Here is a 19130-nt window from a genome sequence, read left to right on the forward strand (position 1 = left end):
ACCTTATCCCATAAATTCTGGTTGATTAAACAATTCAAGTTGGTCTAAACGATCAACAATCTGTTGTAATTCGGTTTGTAATGGTCGGTCTTCTTCGACAAATGCAAAGCTTTGTAAGGTCCATTGCATAAATGCCTGCAATGTTGGGCTTAACTGTGCTGTTAAACCTTTTAAATGAATCGCCTGCACACTAGCGCAGCAGAGGGCTGCAACCACTTGTTGGGTTAAGGTGATCACACGGCTCGCATCACGTGCAGCAATGGTTCCCATACTGACTTTGTCTTGGTTATGACACTCGGTTGAGCGTGAAAAAATTGAAGCTGCCAAAGTATTTTTTAAAGCTTCGGCAGTCCACGCCGACACCCCGATTTGTACCGCTTTAAAGCCGTGATTGAGTGGTAAACGTTCAGCCGTTGCACCTGTTAAATTCCGTGGTAAACCATGATTCATTTTATGATCGACCAATTGTGCAATCTGTCTATCCATCAAGTCAGCAATATTGGCAATCATAATTTTTAAGCTATCCATCGCCTGTGCAATATGTCCACCATAAAAGTGACCGCCATGCAACACACGCATCCCTATCGGATCAATCAAGGGATTGTCATTGCTGGAATTCAGTTCATTTTCAATAAACTGACGTAACCATACTTTTGAATCTTCAAATACACCAATAATATGCGGTGCACAGCGCAACGAATAACGATCTTGCAAACGTGGGCTTTGATGTGCTGTTTGTACTTCACTGTTGAGCCAATCACGTAATTGCTTGGCAATTTGCTGCTGTCCCGGATGAGGTTTCTGAGCAAACAGTACTTCATCAAAATGGCTTGGATTACCTTCCAAGGCCAGCACATTTAGAGCTGTAATCAAAGTACTTGCGAGTGCAATCTGCTCTGCTTTTTTATAATTTAAACAAGCAATCGCCGTCATCACGGCAGTGCCGTTCATAAGCGCCAAACCTTCTTTAGGTCTGAGTGTTAATGGTTGCAAGCCTTTTTCGGCATACACTTGAGCAACAGGGGTAATTTGTCCATCAATATAGACATCACGCTCCCCGATTAACGTTCCAGCAATGTAAGACAACGGCGTTAAATCACCGCTTGCCCCCACCGAACCTTCAGATGGAATGACTGGAATCACATTTTCATTGAGTAGCCAAACCAATCGTTCAAGCAATGCCAAAGACACACCTGAATAACCACGAGCCAACGAACATAAACGCGTCACCACTACTGCACGTGCAGTGATCACATCTAGGTTTTCACCTAAACCACAACCATGAAAACGTGAAAGATGCAGTGGTAGTTCATTAACCTGATGTAATGGCACTTCAACTAAACACGAGTCACCATAACCCGTGGTCACACCGTAAATGACACCTTCTTCTTCAAGTAACTGATCGAGAAAATCAGCACCTTTTTGAATTAGGTCACGCCATGAAGATGACTCAGGTAACGCAACCTGACATTCGCCTCTTGCGACCGAAACGACATCTTCAATACTCAGTGGCTGTTCACCTACGGTTAACACACGCATGTTATTTCGTCCAAAAATTATAAAAATTAAACCATTGATAAGGGGCACGTACACAATGCTGTTCTAATACGGCAACATAAGTTTTGGTCAAGGTTTGCATGCTTTCAATACGATTAGCGCGGGGTAAATTTACCTGCTCGGCAATTGAATGAATATGAACTTGAAACTGTTGTTGCACACGGTAGCAAAATACAGCTATGACAGGTACTTTCAGTAAGTTTGCCAAGATCCATGCGCCTTGTGGAAAGGCTGCTGATTCCCCTAAAAAGTCGACATGCTGTACACGATCTGACTGCACAGGTACACGATCCGCAGCAACAATCACCCACTCACCCTGTTGCATTTTGTCTTGTAAAATCATAGCGGTTTCAATACCCAACTCATCGACGGGCAATAAGCAAACATCGGCCTTATCATTCAACTTTTTCAAAAACTCATTAAACTTGGTCGCATGTTTTTGATAAACCAGCACATTAATTTTCTGGGGATGTTCTGACTTAATTGCCCGAAGCAATTCAATATTGCCAAAATGGGAAACCACTATCAGCGCCCCTTTTTGGTAGTGCCGAGAGAAGTTTTCATGCCCAAAAACTTCTAGATTTTGCTCTGAGATATGACCTAGCCAACCTTCAATCTTATCTAAAATACATTCACCAAATTGCATAAAATGCGCATAGCTATTTGCCCAAGTTGGTTGGTGGGTAAAGGGAGACTGCGATCCAGCAAAATGATGCAGTTTTTGTAAATAAAGTAAGGAAGCTTGTCGTGCTGTGGCGGCAAACAGCCAATACCACATAATGACAAAGTACATCACCAACTTGCATAACCAACGTCCACCAAAACGGTAAAACCACAACATAAGCATGAGGGGCAACATGCCTCCTCGCTCTTTAATGTCATTCCATTTTGGAGAAGCTGAATGTGTCATGATTAGTTTTTCAACTTCTGTTTGAGCAATTTTGGCAACCGAATAAGCATACCCATAAACAAAGTTGCATGCGCTTTGCTCAGCCCTAAGTTATCTCGCCAAGCATGAAAATGGGAGATGCCCTGCTCTGGATAAACAACAGGTGTCGGCACATTAATAAATGAGGTATTTTCCCATTTTAAACGCACCAAAATTTCGCTATCAAAACCCATACGTGGTTGAAACTTAGCGCTGTTTAAAACTTTAATAGTGCTCTCGAGTGGATACACTCTAAACCCACACATACTGTCTTTAATTTCAAAAGACAAACTATTAAGCCACACCCAAAAATGGGTAATGTAACGACCATACAACCGTTTTTTAGGAATAGATTCATCAAAGTACGGCTGACCAATCACCATGGCTTTGGGATGTTGCTGGGATTGTTCAATAAATTTAGGAATGTCATCCCAGTGGTGTTGCCCATCGGAATCAAGTTGTAAGGCATGGCTTAAGCCCAATCGATGTGCAGCAAGCAATCCTGTAATCACAGCTTGCCCTTTACCCTTATTTACTTCATGTTCAATTAAATGAATTTGGGAATATTGATCGGCCAATGTCCGTAAAATCTGGCTACAAGCATCATCACTTCCATCATTTACCAATACAATCGGCAAATGAAAGCGATCAAGATAGGCAATCAAATCAGCTAAATAATGGGGATGGTTATAAACTGGGATAACAAAGCCATAGTTGGTCTGCATTTTTAACCCTCTACTTCCATTTGCAAAACGAATAATAAACGCCCAGAAGCCAGAATCTGTTCTGAATTGCGTAGCTCAAAACTCACTTTATGCTCTTTTCGAGAAAGCTTAAGTTGTACAATTGCATAAGGACGGATCAGATTTTGAAATTTCAGCTGTTCATAACCCTGACACCAATTTAAGTCCGACCAAATTGATTTAGCATAATGTTGTAAAAAACCTATTTGCCCGACCCCAGGATAAATAGGTTGTGTTGGGAAATGCCCTTTAAAACAAGCTAACTCTGGTGGAAACTCAAGGCTAAGAATATAGTCATCTGAACTTTGAGACTGCGACAAAACCACAGGTTGTAACATAGGCTTAAATAGAGTCTGCAAATAGCTTTTATTGAGTTTAGACTGCGAATTTTGCGGTAACTGACTTAGGAAACGCCATTGACGTGGAATCGCTATAGTTTCCAAGTGGTCTTTCAACTGTTGTTTTAAATGACCAACAAAAACCGACTTACCTAGTTGCTGTAATTGTTCCCGAGCGTGTTCTTTTAAAACAACAATACATCCCAATATTTGACGATGCTCATGTTCAAGCACCAGTACATGACATTGCTGTACGGCATCTAAAGCTTGAATGCGTTGCTCAATTGCATCTAGGCTCAGGCGCTTTTCTTCGAGTTTTACAATTCGATCTGTACGCTCCATCAGCTTAAAGGTCTGACATGTTGCATCTGTCCATGCTGCGCCATCACCTGTCGTAATCCAGTCATCCTCATAGGCATGATTACTCTTCACCATGAGCTGTTGATCTTCAATACGAATAGCTACATTGCTAAAAGCAGTCCAAGCATCCTCATCTTTAGCACGATGGGCAATACCACCTGTTTCAGAACTTCCCAAAACTTCAATAATCGGACGATTTAATAAAGGACGAACCCCACTTTCCAGTTTGCCACCCGAACTAAAAACCACCTGACATTGTTGTAAAATGACATCTGTGGTCCAGCGTTTTAATAATGCCGGACTTGAAATCAAATAATTGCTTAATTCCAATTTTTCTAATTGTTTTTGAGCCTGTACTACATCTTCAGGAAATGCCATTTGAGGGACATAAAAACTTCGACCCGTCGCAAGTGGTAGCAGTAATTTAAATAGTAAACCATAAATATGCTGATGACTGACCGTAGCGATCGCAATTGCGTGCTCATCGAAATTAAAGCTCTGGCTTAATCCTTGAACTTCATTTAATAATTGTTTTAATGTTCTTGGGATTTTTTTAGGTTCGCCAGTTGAACCTGATGTATAAAAATACAGTTGCGCATGTTCTAAAAAGTCATCATCCAAAATTAAAGATAAAGGAACAACTTTTTCAACATCTTGACGCTTTAAAAAATAAATCTGCTGTGCTGCAAAATCCTGTTCTAATTCGCGTACCCGATTTGGTGGTAAAAGTACCTGTTTTTCCGCTAACAAAGCGGCAAAGAATAAAACCAGAAATTCATAGCTGTCTGCCTCCCATAATGCCCAAGTTAAATTTTCCATTTGAGCAATTGCAGCAGCTTGCAAAGCAACATCCTGCCAAAAATGATTAAAACTGGTCGAATGTAGAGCAGCATCTATACAAAGTGGATGAGCTGAACCGATGAATTTTTGAAAATGACCGTGCATAGTTTTTAATTAATGATTTGAAGAATGTAAACGCTGATGTCGCTTACGCAAAATAAATTCACCAACGAACAAAATGCCCATTAGTACATACGAAATAAAGCCATTATAAATGACCCAAATCTGAGTCGATGTAAAAAGTACGGTGCCTAAAGCAATCAATGCATTACAGAAAAAGAAAATGCACCATACCTTGGTCACCTGTCTGGTCCACTGCACACCAGAAGGAGGTAAATCAGGTTCAACGAGTCGGGCAAAGCGTTCAATCATAGACGGTGGTTTTATCAGTGTCAGTGCAAAAATAACCAATGCACCCAAACTCATGCCAACCGGATATAGCTTTAACCAAGCATGATTATGTGACAGCAAGCTAAGACTGCCACAAACAATGGCAAAACCAGTTAAAGGCCATAATAATGAGTTGCCTTTACTAAAAAGTCTGACCACACCTAGTCCGATGAGTAACACACTCACCCAAACAAATTGACCGTGCGTCAAACTCCAACCCACAATAAAGGGATACAACACAAAAAGTGCTGTAATCATCCCTTTAATCACGAACTTCATTCAGCAGTCATATTCCGAATAACCGTCACAACATCCAGTACAGTTCGCACATTTTTAAAATCTTCAGGTTTTACTTGCTTACCCGTTAACTCTTTAATTTTTACAACTAAATCAACTGCATCAATACTGTCTACATCAAGATCTGAATATAAGTTTGAATCGAGTTGAACAGACTCCGGTTCAATTTCAAACAAATCTTCCATCCATTCGCGGAGTTTAGTTAATACTTGCTCTTGAGATAACATCATCACACTCCTTATGACTTCTGCTGTGCTTCAACTAAAGCAACTAAACTCTGGATTGATTTAAAATGCTGTTTGGTTTCATCCGATTCCGCATTTAAATGAATGTTGTAACGCTTTTTCAAAGCCAGTCCCAACTCCAATGCATCAATCGAGTCTAATCCTAAACCTTCTCCAAATAATGGAGCTTCTGTATCAATATCTGCAATAGTGATATCTTCTAGTGCCAAAACATCAATAATCATTTGCTTTAGTTCATCAGCAAGATTGCTCATTTCACGATAACTCTTCATCAAAAATTTTATAAAAACTACGACTTAACTGACGAACTTGTTTAGGTCCTACTGTTAAATCATCTAACAGATCTGAAACTTGTACAGCATCGAGTACTTTCACTTCGATATGAAATGGTCGAGATGGTACGTGGTACCATTTTTCATTCTTGGTTAATGTCGATGGTGTACAGGTAATAATTACTGGGCGAATTGGTACATTTGCACGAATTGCAATGTTGGCTGCACCGCGCTGAAATTCGTTTAGGGTCATCCCTTTTTCAGTACGCGTTCCTTCCGGAAAAATTAAAAGAGAAGCCGCATTATTTTCTTTCAGACGCGTCACACAGTCTTCAACAAATTGCTGAGAGCCTGCGTTCAAAATATAGCCTGCGCTTTGTACGGGTCCTTTGGTAAAGGGGTTCGACCAAAGAGACTGCTTCACCACACAATTAGCCTGCTGCATCATACCAATTAGTACTACAACATCAATCAAACTCGGATGATTGGCGATGACTAGCTCTTGGCGACTATTCTGTAGCTTTTCCAACCCGTCTACCGAATAAGTCATGATGCCCAGTTTGACCATCATTTCGGTAAAGCCTTTAAAGCTATACTTAATCACATTTTGTGCACGCTGCTGACGCTTTTCAGAGTCAGAGGTTGTGGCATTTAGTACTGGGGCGATAACTGAGGCGATTGCCATACCGCCCAGCCCAAAACTGGCAAAACTAAAACCAGTTGCAGCTACACGCCAGCAATAATTACCCTTTTGTTTGAGATTTTTAAGATTTAGCATTTGTTCCACCCAAATGCAGATATTAACTGGTCAGCATCCTGCCAAAAATGAGCAAAAGCAGGAGCATCTGCTTCATCTGTATGCGTCCACGCAGTAATTTGTAAATTAGGTTGCTCGAGAGTAACGACCGCAGCCATCGCATAGGCAGGAAAATCGACTGCCTCAGCATAAATATTAGGTAATGGCTCATCATATGCAACGACTAATACCCGCTTGATATCAGTCATTGACTTTAAAAGTGCATAAGCCTCAATCAAACTTTCAGTCCATGAACAGCTTAGGCTTGTAGCGGGAGTATCATCCTGACATAAAATAGAATAAAGCCCAGAAATTGCATTATGAACAGACGTTGAAAATTGTGTGGGTGATGGGGTTTGCTCACTTAAAACGTCTTGCAAGATATTCAACGTTTTACACTCGTCACCATATCGTGACACCCAAACAATATAATCGGCTTTACTGCCATCTAATGCACCAAGTGCACTGTTCAAAGCAAGTTTAGCTAATGGAGATAACCGTCTACGCTGCATAGCTGGAATACAGTCAAGGGCTGTATATGAGGGCTGAGCATGTGTAAATGTAAGCTGAGCAAGATGTAATGTTACCATGCTAAAAGTGAACCCTAAGCAGCGTTATTCTGTCGAAATATAAATTATTTTATAAAGATGCTGATTATAGCATTCGTTATGAAATTTACAAAAAATTACGTTTATCATTCACACTTTTTCATAACTCTTGGCACATGCTCATTTATTTGCAATAAAAAACCCAAAGAAGACTTTGGGTTTTTGAACTTTAAAAAGCTTAACGTTTAAACTTTTTCTCAGCTTTTTTGAATTTCTGTACATAACGACGTTTACGTGCCGCAACGCGCTCATCCACTTGTGACTTACGTCCTTCAAATGGGTTTTCCGACGTTTTAAAATCGACACGCACTGGCGTTCCTTCCAGTTTGTAAACTTTGCGGAACACATTCTCAAGGTAACGACGATAATCCGCTGGGGTTTTATCGACCTTATTACCGTGAATTACGATCGTTGGTGGATTTTGTCCACCCATATGCGCATAACGCATTTTAATACGTTTACCACCCACCATTGGCGGTTGATGTGCATCTGTAGCATCATTCAAAATTTGGGTTAATTTCGCAGGTGAAACTTTTAAATGTGATGAGTCATAAGCACGATGGATGGTTGGGTACATTTCCCCTACACCAGTGCCATGCAATGCCGAGATTAAATGGACTTTTGCCCATGGAATAAAGTCAAAACGGCGATCAACATCCAACTTACATTGTTTACGATCGTATTCTGTCATGTTGTCCCATTTGTTAATGGCGATCACCATGGCACGACCAGCTTCAAGTGCGTAACCAATCAAATGTAAATCTTGTTCAACTACGCCTTCACGAGCATCAAGAACCACTACAATCACATGTGCATCTTTAATTGCTTGTAGTGTTTTCACGATTGAGAATTTCTCAATCATTTCTTCAACTTTACCTTTACGACGCACACCCGCTGTATCAATGAGAGTATATTGACGACCATCACGTTCAAATGGGATATAAATCGAATCGCGAGTTGTACCAGGTTGGTCAAATGCCACTACACGATCTTCGCCAAGCAAGCGATTGACTAAGGTAGATTTACCAACATTTGGACGACCAATAATCGCTAAACGTAAACCTGTTGCTTTGTCATGCTCTTCTGGATTTTCATCTTCAGGTACGTCTACCAAGACATCCTCAAGCATTTGCTGTACACCACGTCCATGGCTGGCAGCAACTTGTAATGGTTCACCCATACCAAGTTTGTAAAACTCAACCAACGCAGCTTCTGCATGAACACCATCAACTTTATTGGCAACCAAGTAAACTTTTTTACCCAAAGTACGCAGTTCACGGGCGATTTGTTCGTCCGAAGCCAATAAGCCAGCACGCGCATCAACCACGAAAATAATGATATCTGCTTCATGGATTGCTGTTTTTGACTGCTCAGCCATGTAGTTATCAATACCGCCTTCATTTTCACCAATACCGCCAGTATCAACAACAATGAAAGACTTATTCTGATAAGTCGCATCACCATATTTACGGTCACGAGTCAGGCCCGCGAAGTCGGCTACAAGTGCATCACGACTCTTGGTAATCTGGTTAAATAACGTTGATTTTCCGACATTCGGACGACCAATGAGCGCAATAACGGGTTTCATACAATAACCTTAATTCAAGACCAGCCATATCTCATGGCATGAGCATTAAAAACAGTACAGGAGATATATTTTAAGGTCAGAGATGACCATAATAAAAGACGGGGCTTTGAACTGATTTAATTCAAACACCCCGATATTTTTAACAGCGTAATTTGTTAAGCGGCTATTTTAGCACAAGCGAACGAAATTAACGATTCTGCCAAATACTTAAATCGCCTTTTCTGGTCGAAACATACAGTTGGTTCTCAATAACACGCAATGTATTAACTTCACCACTTGTTTTTGAACGACCAATTAACTTGCCTGTTGCTGGGTCAACAAGATGTAACACACCATCTAAATCACCTACAACAAGATCTTGTCCCAGCACAACTGGATTACTTAAATGACGATTTAATAAACTATCATTTTCCCAGATTTTTTCACCAGATGCTAAATCGTAAGCTGTTAACTTACCATCTGTTGAAGAGACAAATACTTTATTGTCATAAACTTCTGGGCGTTTAATACTGCTCGAATCTTCGCTCCAAACTACACGCTGAGAAGCAAGATCGGTTACAGTCACTTGACCTTGGAAACTAGTCGTTACCATAAACTGTCCAGCTACAGTAGGATCACCTTCGATATCGATTAAACGTTGAATATCAGAACGACCTTCGCTTACTGCAACACGACGTTGGAAACGTGGAATACCACTAATGGTATCAATTGCATAAACATACGCATTCGCAGATGCAATTAATACAGTACGAGGATCAAGGCTCACCGGTGATGCCTGACCACGCAAACTAAATTGTACATTGGGTAATTTATAAGCCCAAACTTGTTGGCCCGAAGTAGCATCATGCGCAAATACAGTACCATCATTAGCAATGGTAATAACACGTCCAGATTGGACCAATGACGGGCTTAACAATGCGCCCGATAACTGTGCAGTCCACTTCTGTTCGCCTGTTGCTTGATCTAGTGCAAAGAGTTGCCCTTTACTATTACCAACAACAACAATTCCTTCAGCAGCTTCAACACCAGAGCTCAAGCCTAATTTGCTGACTTTCTTCTCCCAAATGCGTTGTTTACCACGATATGCAGCTACTTCGCCTTTTGGATCAAGCGTGAAAACCACACCGTCGCTTGCATCAAGTTGCAAACGTAATGGATCAGCCTTATCAGTAGAAGAAACACTACGCGAAAACACTGGCGTTAAGGTCTTTTTCGACTCGGTCAATTTCGGTAGAGGATTAGGTTTAACTTCTTTTACTTTATTACTCGAACATCCCACCAGTACAGCCGATGCGATTGCAATTGCCAAAGGCAGTTTGAATTTATGATTCATTAAGACTCTTCCACCTGTGTTTCCAAAATTGGGCGCTCAATCTGTGGATCTTCAACTAAAACGCCAACACTTTCGAGTTTAATTTGTAAAATTTGTCGCTCTTGTTTACGTTCTAGTAACGAATTCCAAGCTGCCTGATACGCTTTTTTAGCAGAATCAACATCTTTCTTAGCAACAAAGATATCACCACGTAACTCTTCTACCGTTGCTTTAAATGCTGGATCGACGTTACCAGACAAGGTTTTTAGTGCTTCATCATATTTGTTTTGCGCCAATTGTGCATCTGCTAAACGCAATTTTACAACCTGAATCAAACCTTCATCTTTTACTTTTGAATTTTCAACTTTCTTTAATGCTTTTTCAGCAGCAGCATAGTCCTGTTTTTCATAGGCTAATTTTGCCAATACAAACTGGGTCTGTATTGCCTGAACAGAATCGATATCATCTTTTACAATTTTATCTGCCGACGCAGTTACCGAACTTAAGGCGTTTGGATTATCAGCACTCGCATTTGCCTCATCCATTAACTGCTGTACTTTTGCAGTTTCTACTTGGCTAGTTGCCAGATTCTTTTTTTGCCAGTATGTCCACCCGAAAAAGGCAATCAACGCAATGAGAATTCCGCTAATCATGGCAGAACCATATTTTTTGGCGAACGACTTTAAGCTGTCGAATTGTTCTTCATCACTTACGCTCATGTGATTGTCCTTTTCCAGATGTTTCAGTTTATTTTGTAAATTTTTGGATTAAAAATGGTACGAGGTCAGCAATCGCGACTTGTGACTGTTCAGCTGTTGCTAGTTCTTTTACTGCAAGCTGCTGTGCATCCCACTCTCGTTCCCCTAAAATCAAAGCAAAGATTGCTCCAGCCTGATCAGCTTTTTTCATCTGGCTTTTCATGCTGCCTTGCGAACCTGTTTTGATTCGAATACTGCTATTTGCAGCTTCTAACTGGTCACGTAATTGTTCCGCTAAAATCAAAGCTTTAGTTTGATAAGCAGGCTCTGCAACCAAAAAGACCTCACAATCACGAATAACTTCGGCCTGTTCAACTTGCTCAAGTAGAAGCAATAAACGCTCCATACCCATCGCAAAACCAACAGCTGGTACTGATTGATCTGGCTTACCTTTTAACTGGCCAACTAAACCGTCGTAGCGTCCACCGGCACATACTGTACCTTGCGAACCAAGTGCAGTTGTTGTCCATTCAAAAACAGTCTTGTTGTAATAATCCAGACCACGCACTAACTTCTGGTTAATTACAAACTGGATACCAGCAGCAGTCAAATAATCTTGTAACTGCTTAAAATGATCCAAACTATCTTCTTTTAAGAAATCATGCAATTTCGGTGCATTTTCCAGAATTTTCTGGGTAGATTCAATTTTAGAATCTAAAATGCGTAACGGGTTTGTTGTTAAGCGACGCTGAGAATCTTCATCCAACGCATCTTTATGCTCGTTTAAAAAAGCAACCAATGCATTGCGGTATTCAGTACGCTCATCAGCCTCACCTAAAGTATTCAACTCAAGTTGAACCTTATCGGCAACACCCATACGTTTCCATAAACGTGCTGTCAACAAAATCAATTCGGCATCAATATCAGGTGTTGCCACGCCAAAAGTTTCCACGCCAAACTGGTGAAACTGACGGTAACGGCCTTTTTGTGGCTTTTCATAACGGAACATAGGTCCCATATACCACACACGCGGTGTAGCACCACGCAACAAATTATGTTCGAGCATCGCACGAACACAACCTGCCGTACCCTCTGGACGTAAGGTTAACGACTCAGGTGGATTACCTTTATCGAAAAAGGTATACATTTCTTTTTCAACAATATCGGTTGCATCACCAATAGTACGTTTAAACAATCCCGTTTGTTCAATAATCGGCAAACGAATTTGTTGATATCCATAAGCATCCATTAAAGATGCTAAATATTGCTCGAGACGTCTCCACGCTACTGTTTGCGTTGGCAAGACGTCATTAAAACCTTTGATTGCGACAATTGAACTCATGATGAACTACGAATAATTTCTTTAGATTTAGCTTCTTCAAGCTCTTGGACACGTTGACGAACCATAGTTTCGATTTCATCAACCAATTGATCGGTATCGATTAAATGGCTTTTTTCACCATTACGATAAACCAATGAGCGAGGCGCCGCCCCGACAACCCCGATATCGGCTTCTTTTGCTTCACCCGGGCCATTTACCTTACAACCAATCACTGACACATCCATTGGAGTACGAATATCTTCTAAACGCTCCTCCAAAGCTTGCATCACCTGAATAACATTAAATTCTTGACGAGAACAACTCGGACAAGCAATAAAGTTAATCCCGTTAGAGCGTAGGCCAAGCGATTTTAAGATATCAAAACCGATCTTGATTTCATCTTCTGGTTCAGCAGCAAGCGAAATACGCATTGTATCGCCAATGCCTTCCATCAATAATCCGCCAAGGGCAATCGCTGATTTCACAGTACCCGTACGGTAAATCCCCGCTTCGGTAACGCCAAGATGTAATGGATTATCAATTTGCTGAGAAAGCAAGCGGTAAGCATCCATCGTTAAAAATACATTTGAGGCTTTTACGCTAACTTTAAACTCATGAAAATCAAGGCGATCTAAAATATCAATGTGACGTAAAGCTGATTCAAGAAGTGCTTGCCCAGTAGGCTCACCATATTTTTTCTGTAAATCTTTTTCTAAAGAACCACCATTGACGCCAATACGCATTGAAATGCCATGATGACGTGCAGCAGCAACGACTTCACGAACTTTCTGGTCGGACCCGATATTCCCCGGATTAATACGCAAACAGTCTGCACCATAATCTGCAACTGCTAAGGCAATTCTATGGTCAAAATGAATATCGGCAACTAATGGTACTGAAACGCGCTTACGAATTGCGCCAAATGCTTCAGCAGCCTCCATAGATGGGACCGAAACACGCATAATATCAGCACCTGCTTCAGCGCAACGTTCAATCTGAGCAACGGTTGCATCAACATCGCAAGTTTCAGTGTTTGTCATACTTTGCACGCTAATAGGTGCATCGCCACCGACATACACCGACCCAACACGGATTTTACGTGTTGGTCGACGTTTAATTGGGTTCTCTATCATTGTATCGCTCAACTCATGGTATTAGCGGGATAAACGGAATTCAGCTTTACCGTTTACCGTATATGGAGACAATGAAATCTGTTCTTGGTTTAAACTTAATGACACAGCAGTTGCATCATCAAGACGAATCTGAAATGGAGACTCACCATTTAAATTTAAAGTTGATGACTGACGACCTGTCGCCAAAACTTTACCTGTTGCATCAACAATATGAACAGAAGTTGGTCGGTTAAAGTTTAGCACCAATTGATCACCCACTGTTGAGGTGGCATTTCCTTTCATAGGTAAAACTTCAACATTAGATTGATTTACTTTAGGTAAATCAACATCTTCTTTCTTTGAAGTCCATTTTTGAATACCCATAACAATCAATGACACAACAGCAACAACCAAAATTGCAAGCAGTGCACGCTTTAACCACTTCTTATTACGATCACTATTAGAACCTGGGAGTTTACCCATGATTTTAATCGGTGAGTTATTTAAAGCATGGTTTGGTAAAAGCCCGGTATCATTTGCATAAATCTCATCAAAGCGCTGAATAATTGCCGTCGCATCTGTATTTAGATATTTTGCATATGAACGGTAATAACCCTTGATAAAAGTCGCTTCTGGCAATGACTTATAATCATCTTGCTCTAAAGCGGTTAGAGTTTTAACCGGCATGTTTAAATCTGAAGAAACTTGCCCTAACTCTTTATTCTGAGCAACTCGAATTTGACGTAAATACTCACCAGGACGTTGAATATTTCCTAAAGCAGAAGTCGGTAAGCTTGAGCCAGTTGGCTGCTGTGAATTAGGATTTATTTCCATACGGCCTCAGTACTATACTGTAATTGCAAATAACGTTGATATTCTGGACTTTCCGGGAACAAGGCACGTAATTGGTTTACTAACACTTGCATTCCCATTTTATCCGCATTGGCTCGAGCCACTCTTACACCAATCCAAAGTGCTCTTGCACCCTGATTTTTCTGCCCCACTGTACGAACATATTGCTCATACATTTGTGTAGCAGCCGGAATCTGCTGCTGCAAATAAAAAATTTCCGCTAACTCTAACATTGAAATATAAGAGTCGCGGTTAGCAAGGAGTGATTGCTTGAATGTTTTTTCAGCATTCGCAACATCACCCAATTTTAAATAAATACGCCCCAGATTTTCTAACGCCTGATAGCGTTGGTCATAACCTAATGTTGTACCAGCAATACGAAATTGCTCGATCGCATCATTATAGCGTTCCATTTGGTATAAATAAGTACCATAGTTATTATGTGCTTGAGCATTATCTGGTTCAGATGAAATTGCTCGTTTAAAATAATGTTCTGCTTTTTCTAAGTTCGGCTTACTACCTTCTTGCTGTAGTAAAATACCCATCATCATATTTGCCGTTGCATCACGGCTATCTACACTTAAAGCTTGATCAAGAGCTCGCTTTGCCGAATCCAAGTCACCTGAACGGATATGTTCAGCAGCAAGTTGTGTACGCACCTTTACCGCTTTTTCTGGGTCTTTTTTTTGCGTATGCGTTGTCTGGCAACCACTTGCCAAAAGCGCAACTGCAACTCCCATACAAAATACCGTTTTTAACTTTGGAGTACTCAAAGCCTGCCCTCAATTTATCCTTGTGTCCGCAAAATCTCTTGTCGCTGAGTGACTTTTTTCTGCCACTGTTCAGCACGACGAGTTCTATCAGCCACTTGACCGACTAACTGTCCACATGCAGCGTCAATATCATCACCACGTGTTTGACGAATCGTACACACAAATCCAGCATCAGACAAAGTTTTTTGGAACGAGATAATTCGATTTCGGCTTGAGCGACCATATGGCGCATGCGGGAACGGATTAAATGGAATTAAATTAATTTTACTTGGTAAGTTTTTTAATAATTTAATCATTTGCTGTGCATGTTCAGGATGATCATTTACACCCTCCAACATCACATATTCAATGGTCACATGTTTACGTGAACTTTCATTACCATCTTTGGCAATATAACGCTGACATGCTGCAATTAACTGAGCCAATGGATATTTTTTATTAATTGGCACTAATTCGTTACGTAATTCATCGTTTGGTGCATGTAAAGAAATTGCTAAAGCAACATCAATGTCTTTTGCAAGTTGGTCAATTTTCGGTACAACACCTGACGTTGACAAAGTCACACGACGCTTAGACATGCCATAGGCAAAGTCATCAAGCATAATCTGCATTGAGCTTAATACGGCATCATAGTTGAGCAATGGCTCACCCATACCCATCATCACGACATTGGTCACTGAACGCTCGCGCTCGGCAACAGGCACTTCTTCCATATAAGAATAGTTTGCCATCCAGAGTTGTCCAATGATTTCATCTGGCGTTAAATCACGTTGGAAACCTTGTTTACCTGTTGAACAAAATGAACAATCCAATGCACAACCTACTTGTGACGAAATACACAAAGTTTTGCGCAAGCCTGTTTTATCTTCAGCAGGAATTAATACCGTTTCAACCAAAGACCCTGCACCATCACCCACGCGAAAAACCCACTTACGTGTGCCATCTTTTGAATAATGACGGTGAACAACTTCAGGCGCCTTGATTTCACAAATCTTTTCAAGCTTCTCACGTAATTTTCCTGAAATATTGGTCATTTCAGCAAAATCAGTAATGAAATATTGATGCATCCATTTCATGACTTGTCCGGCACGAAACTTTTTCTCACCAATGTCTTCAAAGAATTTTTCTAATTCAGTACGAGACATGCCGAGTAAATTCACTTTATTTTCGGCAGCAGGGATTACCAGCGTGGACGAAGATTGCTGCTGTCCATCAAGATTTTCAGATGAAACGACCTCTGCAGAACTCATGTGTATTTACCTAAACCATGTCAAAAAACTGAAGATATTGTTCAAGAATCAAACAATATTCTCTTGGGAGAATAAAAAAACCAGATAAGTAGTATACCACTTATCTGGTTTGAATGCTTTCGATTAACGAGTGCGTGGGCAGATCTCGTTGTCAGCAAAGAAGTAAGCAATTTCACGCTCTGCAGAAGCAACTGAGTCAGAACCGTGAGCAGCGTTTTCGTCGATGCTTACAGCAAAGTCAGCACGGATAGTGCCAGGAGCTGCTTCTTTAGGGTTTGTAGCGCCTAAGATTTCACGGTGTGCAAGAACTGCATTTTCGCCTTCAAGAACAGATACTACAACTGGACCAGAAGTCATGAATGCAACTAAGTCACCAAAGAAACCACGTTCTTTATGCTCAGCATAGAAACCTTCAGCATCAGCTTGAGAAAGGTGTTTCATTTTAGTCGCAACAATTTTTAAACCCGCTTTTTCAAAACGAGCAAAAATATCACCGATGTGGTTTTTAGACACTGCATCAGGTTTTACGATAGACAAAGTACGTTCAATAGCCATGAGTGGCTCCTTTATTTTAAGATTTAAACTTTAAAAAATTTGCCGCATTATACCGATGTCATAGGCAATAATCAGCTTTGTATGTGTAAAAGTTGCGATTTTTTCTACTGTTTTTAGCGAACTTCGTCTATCCAGGCCATTTGAATCCCTTCTAGCAATCCTTCTGTCGATTTATTCGGGTCATCATTAAAATTTGGTAAAGCACATACCCATGCATGTAAATCGGTAAAACGAATCCATTGCGGATCAACTTCTGGATGTGCTTCTGACAATTCAATGGCAATATCAATCGTATCTGTCCAACGTAAGCCCATAGCGGCTCCTATCTGTTTAATCTGCTAAATCACGAACTGTGTACTTTAGCAAATCCACAAACCTAATCGTTAGCTTAAGCTGATAAAAATTACCGATGCTTATAAAGCGATGTTCAATAAAGGTGCAGCAAAAATAATTAAACTTGCCACAGCAGCACCAATTAAAGCCCCTACAATAACATCACTTGGGTAATGTAGACCAAGCACCATACGAGACAATGCTACGAGAACCATAAAAGGAAACATCGCAGCAAGCAGGACTGGCTGGATATAGCCCAAGACAATCGTGACCATCACGGCATGAAGCGTATGGCCAGATGGAAAGCTGAAATGATCGAGTGGTCTCTCACCGAGCACAATCACCTGATGCACCTGATAAGGACGAGGTCGCGTTGTTTTATGTTTTAAAAATTTATAGATTGCCGTCCCAACAGAACCACCCAGTAATAAGTAGATGATTTGCAGGCTATAGGTGATGCCTTGCATCCACCACACGATTGCCAGCATGAGATACCAAAATGGTCCATCACCCACACGACTGATGATTTTGAAAAAAAGGGCAACACGTTGTGAGTGAGAGAAATTGTTAAGATATAAACAGCCTCTCAAATCTAAATCGAGTATTTTTATTTTTGCATTCTTAAATTTCATGGTCATTCTCCTATTTTAGGATACTTAGGTGAAGTCCACAGAGGGCTCCTTCACTACCTGATAAAATGCCTGCTCCAATTGCTGAACCGGAAGTTGCCAACCGCTTTGCTGTACTTTATGACAGGCTTGTACGCCCATTTCTCTAAGTTGTTGTACTGAAGGAAGCTGATAAATTTGTTGTATAAAGTGGCTTTTTTGTCCAAGTGGGTTTAACCAGCCATTCACACCATGGGTTAAGTATTGATGTGCACATGCATAATCATACGCGATAACTGGCAAACCGCTTGCCATTGCCTCTAAAACTACGTTACCAAACGTTTCAACTTGACTCGCAAATACGAATACATCTGCACTCGCATAGGCAGCCGCCAAATCTTGACCTCTCAGACTTCCGGTAAAGATAACGCCCTTCGCTTCAGGCAATGACTTTAAGCGAGCAAAATCTGGGCCATCTCCCACAATAACTAACTTAGTTTTATGTGGCTGAACAGTTTGTAAGTTGGCATAACTTTCAATCAGCACTTGCACTTCTTTTTCAGGCGACAAACGTCCCACATAAAGCATAACGCGAGTATTCTCATCGGCGTCCCATTGCTTTCGCAAACTTTCAGAACGGTGCTTTGGTGAAAACCTTGTCGTATCTACGCCGCGCCCAACAACAACCAGTGGACACGTAATACCGAAACCTCGTAATGCTTCTTGTGTATCTTTACTCGGCACACAGGTCACTTGAGTATTGTTGTGAAACCAGCACAGGTATTTTTGAATCGGTTTAACTAAAAAAGCCAAATCAAAGAATCGGCTAAAATCTTGAAAGGGTGAATGAAAGCCGCTAGAAACCGGAATAGCTTTTGCTTTTGCGGCCTGCATGGCAGTTAAACCTAAAGGCCCTTCTGTCACAATGTGGACTACATCTGGCACAAACTTTTCAAAAGCTTTCGATACTTTTAAATATTGTGGCCAACCAAACTGTAATGTTGGATATTTTGGAATCGCTTGCGACATGACCAGACATTCTTGCTCTGGTGTAAAGTCATGACATTTTGCTTTTTGTTCTGGGCGAATCAGTAAAATCTTATGCCCCTGCTTTTGTAAGCCTTGGCATAACTGTAATAATGAAAGTGCCACACCATTAATTTCAGGTGGCCATGTTTCGGTAACAATCGCAATTTTTAAACGCGGGCGAACCAACTCATGTAATGAGTGGGTATTAGACAACTGCTGCTTTTGTTTAAAATAGAATTGGAAGCTTTCAGGAAGTTGCTGTTGTTTTAATAGTGCTGTCGCGTATGAGCTTTGCATAGCGCCATCCATCAATGTATTTATTTTC

21 protein-coding genes are annotated in these 19130 nt (G+C 40.8%); all 21 read right to left on the reverse strand.

The genetic code is table 11. The features are described from left to right. Positions 1 to 3: 3 nt before the first annotated feature. A complete protein-coding gene (gene hutH, locus ACB088_RS13600; protein WP_375037223.1) occupies positions 4 to 1539 on the reverse strand; it encodes a histidine ammonia-lyase in 1536 nt (511 codons plus the stop codon). A gap of 1 nt (position 1540) precedes the next feature. Next, positions 1541 to 2467 carry an acyltransferase gene (locus tag ACB088_RS13605; RefSeq protein WP_375037224.1) on the reverse strand — a complete coding sequence of 309 codons (927 nt, stop codon included), beginning with the start codon at positions 2465 to 2467 and terminating at the stop codon, positions 1541 to 1543. A 2-nt stretch (positions 2468 to 2469) separates the two neighbouring features. Continuing rightward, the gene (locus ACB088_RS13610; RefSeq protein WP_375037225.1) at positions 2470 to 3210 is read right to left on the reverse strand and encodes a glycosyltransferase family 2 protein; all 741 of its coding nucleotides are present in this window, start codon (positions 3208 to 3210) and stop codon (positions 2470 to 2472) included. 2 nt (positions 3211 to 3212) lie between these two features. Then, on the reverse strand, positions 3213 to 4871 hold the full coding sequence (locus ACB088_RS13615) for an AMP-binding protein (RefSeq protein ID WP_375037226.1): 1659 nt from the start codon (positions 4869 to 4871) through the stop codon (positions 3213 to 3215). 9 nt (positions 4872 to 4880) lie between these two features. Next, the gene (locus ACB088_RS13620; protein WP_375037227.1) at positions 4881 to 5435 is read right to left on the reverse strand and encodes a Clp protease; all 555 of its coding nucleotides are present in this window, start codon (positions 5433 to 5435) and stop codon (positions 4881 to 4883) included. Then, positions 5432 to 5686: an acyl carrier protein gene (locus ACB088_RS13625; RefSeq protein ID WP_080592314.1), complete on the reverse strand. Its 255-nt coding sequence runs from the start codon at positions 5684 to 5686 to the stop codon at positions 5432 to 5434. The genes ACB088_RS13620 and ACB088_RS13625 overlap by 4 nt, the downstream gene beginning before the upstream one ends. Positions 5687 to 5691: 5 nt before the next feature. Further along, complete coding sequence (locus ACB088_RS13630; protein ID WP_000067033.1) at positions 5692 to 5952, reverse strand: phosphopantetheine-binding protein; 261 nt, start codon at positions 5950 to 5952, stop codon at positions 5692 to 5694. Position 5953: 1 nt separating this feature from the next. After that, positions 5954 to 6757: a 1-acyl-sn-glycerol-3-phosphate acyltransferase gene (locus tag ACB088_RS13635; RefSeq protein ID WP_307011837.1), complete on the reverse strand. Its 804-nt coding sequence runs from the start codon at positions 6755 to 6757 to the stop codon at positions 5954 to 5956. Further along, positions 6742 to 7356 (reverse strand): beta-ketoacyl synthase chain length factor, encoded by a 615-nt coding sequence (locus tag ACB088_RS13640; RefSeq protein ID WP_209734718.1) that lies wholly within the window; start codon positions 7354 to 7356, stop codon positions 6742 to 6744. Before ACB088_RS13640 ends, ACB088_RS13635 begins: the two co-directional genes overlap by 16 nt. 196 nt (positions 7357 to 7552) lie before the next feature. After that, positions 7553 to 8962 carry a ribosome biogenesis GTPase Der gene (gene der, locus ACB088_RS13645; protein WP_199965891.1) on the reverse strand — a complete coding sequence of 470 codons (1410 nt, stop codon included), beginning with the start codon at positions 8960 to 8962 and terminating at the stop codon, positions 7553 to 7555. A gap of 187 nt (positions 8963 to 9149) precedes the next feature. Continuing rightward, positions 9150 to 10295, reverse strand: coding sequence for an outer membrane protein assembly factor BamB (gene bamB / locus ACB088_RS13650; RefSeq protein ID WP_375037228.1), 1146 nt, complete (start codon positions 10293 to 10295; stop codon positions 9150 to 9152). Beyond that, positions 10295 to 10993, reverse strand: coding sequence for a tetratricopeptide repeat protein (locus ACB088_RS13655; RefSeq protein ID WP_004641116.1), 699 nt, complete (start codon positions 10991 to 10993; stop codon positions 10295 to 10297). Before ACB088_RS13655 ends, bamB begins: the two co-directional genes overlap by 1 nt. 28 nt (positions 10994 to 11021) lie before the next feature. Further along, on the reverse strand, positions 11022 to 12314 hold the full coding sequence (gene hisS / locus ACB088_RS13660; RefSeq protein ID WP_017388395.1) for a histidine--tRNA ligase: 1293 nt from the start codon (positions 12312 to 12314) through the stop codon (positions 11022 to 11024). After that, a complete protein-coding gene (ispG, locus tag ACB088_RS13665) occupies positions 12311 to 13426 on the reverse strand; it encodes a flavodoxin-dependent (E)-4-hydroxy-3-methylbut-2-enyl-diphosphate synthase (protein ID WP_375037229.1) in 1116 nt (371 codons plus the stop codon). Before ispG ends, hisS begins: the two co-directional genes overlap by 4 nt. 21 nt (positions 13427 to 13447) lie before the next feature. Then, on the reverse strand, positions 13448 to 14239 hold the full coding sequence (locus tag ACB088_RS13670) for a helix-turn-helix domain-containing protein (protein ID WP_375037230.1): 792 nt from the start codon (positions 14237 to 14239) through the stop codon (positions 13448 to 13450). Beyond that, the gene (pilW, locus tag ACB088_RS13675) at positions 14230 to 15030 is read right to left on the reverse strand and encodes a type IV pilus biogenesis/stability protein PilW (RefSeq protein WP_003654874.1); all 801 of its coding nucleotides are present in this window, start codon (positions 15028 to 15030) and stop codon (positions 14230 to 14232) included. Before pilW ends, ACB088_RS13670 begins: the two co-directional genes overlap by 10 nt. A 14-nt stretch (positions 15031 to 15044) precedes the next feature. Then, entirely contained in the window at positions 15045 to 16280 is a 1236-nt protein-coding gene (gene rlmN, locus ACB088_RS13680) for a 23S rRNA (adenine(2503)-C(2))-methyltransferase RlmN (RefSeq protein WP_375037231.1), read from the reverse strand. A 123-nt stretch (positions 16281 to 16403) separates the two neighbouring features. Then, the gene (ndk, locus tag ACB088_RS13685; RefSeq protein WP_003654870.1) at positions 16404 to 16835 is read right to left on the reverse strand and encodes a nucleoside-diphosphate kinase; all 432 of its coding nucleotides are present in this window, start codon (positions 16833 to 16835) and stop codon (positions 16404 to 16406) included. 113 nt (positions 16836 to 16948) lie between these two features. Next, positions 16949 to 17149, reverse strand: coding sequence for a Fe-S cluster assembly protein IscX (iscX, locus tag ACB088_RS13690; protein WP_375037232.1), 201 nt, complete (start codon positions 17147 to 17149; stop codon positions 16949 to 16951). 99 nt (positions 17150 to 17248) lie between these two features. Further along, positions 17249 to 17800: a phosphatase PAP2 family protein gene (locus ACB088_RS13695; protein WP_375037233.1), complete on the reverse strand. Its 552-nt coding sequence runs from the start codon at positions 17798 to 17800 to the stop codon at positions 17249 to 17251. A gap of 24 nt (positions 17801 to 17824) precedes the next feature. After that, positions 17825 to 19114 carry a glycosyltransferase family 4 protein gene (locus ACB088_RS13700; RefSeq protein ID WP_375038811.1) on the reverse strand — a complete coding sequence of 430 codons (1290 nt, stop codon included), beginning with the start codon at positions 19112 to 19114 and terminating at the stop codon, positions 17825 to 17827. Between the last annotated feature and the right edge of the window lie 16 nt (positions 19115 to 19130).

Origin of the sequence: Acinetobacter sp. RW6 (genome assembly GCF_041956835.1) — a bacterium.
GTDB classification, from domain to species: domain Bacteria; phylum Pseudomonadota; class Gammaproteobacteria; order Pseudomonadales; family Moraxellaceae; genus Acinetobacter; species Acinetobacter calcoaceticus.

What these genes read in the sequence shown, in the direction of transcription:
- hutH (WP_375037223.1), bottom strand. Translation starts at nt 1,539, where the DNA reads ATGCGTGTGTTAACCGTAGGTGAACAGCCACTGAGTATTGAAGATGTC.
- ACB088_RS13695 (WP_375037233.1), bottom strand. Translation starts at nt 17,800, where the DNA reads ATGAAATTTAAGAATGCAAAAATAAAAATACTCGATTTAGATTTGAGA.
- ACB088_RS13615 (WP_375037226.1), bottom strand. Translation starts at nt 4,871, where the DNA reads ATGCACGGTCATTTTCAAAAATTCATCGGTTCAGCTCATCCACTTTGT.
- rlmN (WP_375037231.1), bottom strand. Translation starts at nt 16,280, where the DNA reads ATGAGTTCTGCAGAGGTCGTTTCATCTGAAAATCTTGATGGACAGCAG.
- ndk (WP_003654870.1), bottom strand. Translation starts at nt 16,835, where the DNA reads ATGGCTATTGAACGTACTTTGTCTATCGTAAAACCTGATGCAGTGTCT.
- ispG (WP_375037229.1), bottom strand. Translation starts at nt 13,426, where the DNA reads ATGATAGAGAACCCAATTAAACGTCGACCAACACGTAAAATCCGTGTT.
- ACB088_RS13610 (WP_375037225.1), bottom strand. Translation starts at nt 3,210, where the DNA reads ATGCAGACCAACTATGGCTTTGTTATCCCAGTTTATAACCATCCCCAT.
- ACB088_RS13620 (WP_375037227.1), bottom strand. Translation starts at nt 5,435, where the DNA reads ATGAAGTTCGTGATTAAAGGGATGATTACAGCACTTTTTGTGTTGTAT.
- der (WP_199965891.1), bottom strand. Translation starts at nt 8,962, where the DNA reads ATGAAACCCGTTATTGCGCTCATTGGTCGTCCGAATGTCGGAAAATCA.
- ACB088_RS13670 (WP_375037230.1), bottom strand. Translation starts at nt 14,239, where the DNA reads ATGGAAATAAATCCTAATTCACAGCAGCCAACTGGCTCAAGCTTACCG.
- hisS (WP_017388395.1), bottom strand. Translation starts at nt 12,314, where the DNA reads ATGAGTTCAATTGTCGCAATCAAAGGTTTTAATGACGTCTTGCCAACG.
- iscX (WP_375037232.1), bottom strand. Translation starts at nt 17,149, where the DNA reads ATGGGCTTACGTTGGACAGATACGATTGATATTGCCATTGAATTGTCA.
- ACB088_RS13700 (WP_375038811.1), bottom strand. Translation starts at nt 19,114, where the DNA reads ATGGATGGCGCTATGCAAAGCTCATACGCGACAGCACTATTAAAACAA.
- ACB088_RS13605 (WP_375037224.1), bottom strand. Translation starts at nt 2,467, where the DNA reads ATGACACATTCAGCTTCTCCAAAATGGAATGACATTAAAGAGCGAGGA.
- bamB (WP_375037228.1), bottom strand. Translation starts at nt 10,295, where the DNA reads ATGAATCATAAATTCAAACTGCCTTTGGCAATTGCAATCGCATCGGCT.
- ACB088_RS13640 (WP_209734718.1), bottom strand. Translation starts at nt 7,356, where the DNA reads ATGGTAACATTACATCTTGCTCAGCTTACATTTACACATGCTCAGCCC.
- ACB088_RS13630 (WP_000067033.1), bottom strand. Translation starts at nt 5,952, where the DNA reads ATGAGCAATCTTGCTGATGAACTAAAGCAAATGATTATTGATGTTTTG.
- ACB088_RS13655 (WP_004641116.1), bottom strand. Translation starts at nt 10,993, where the DNA reads ATGAGCGTAAGTGATGAAGAACAATTCGACAGCTTAAAGTCGTTCGCC.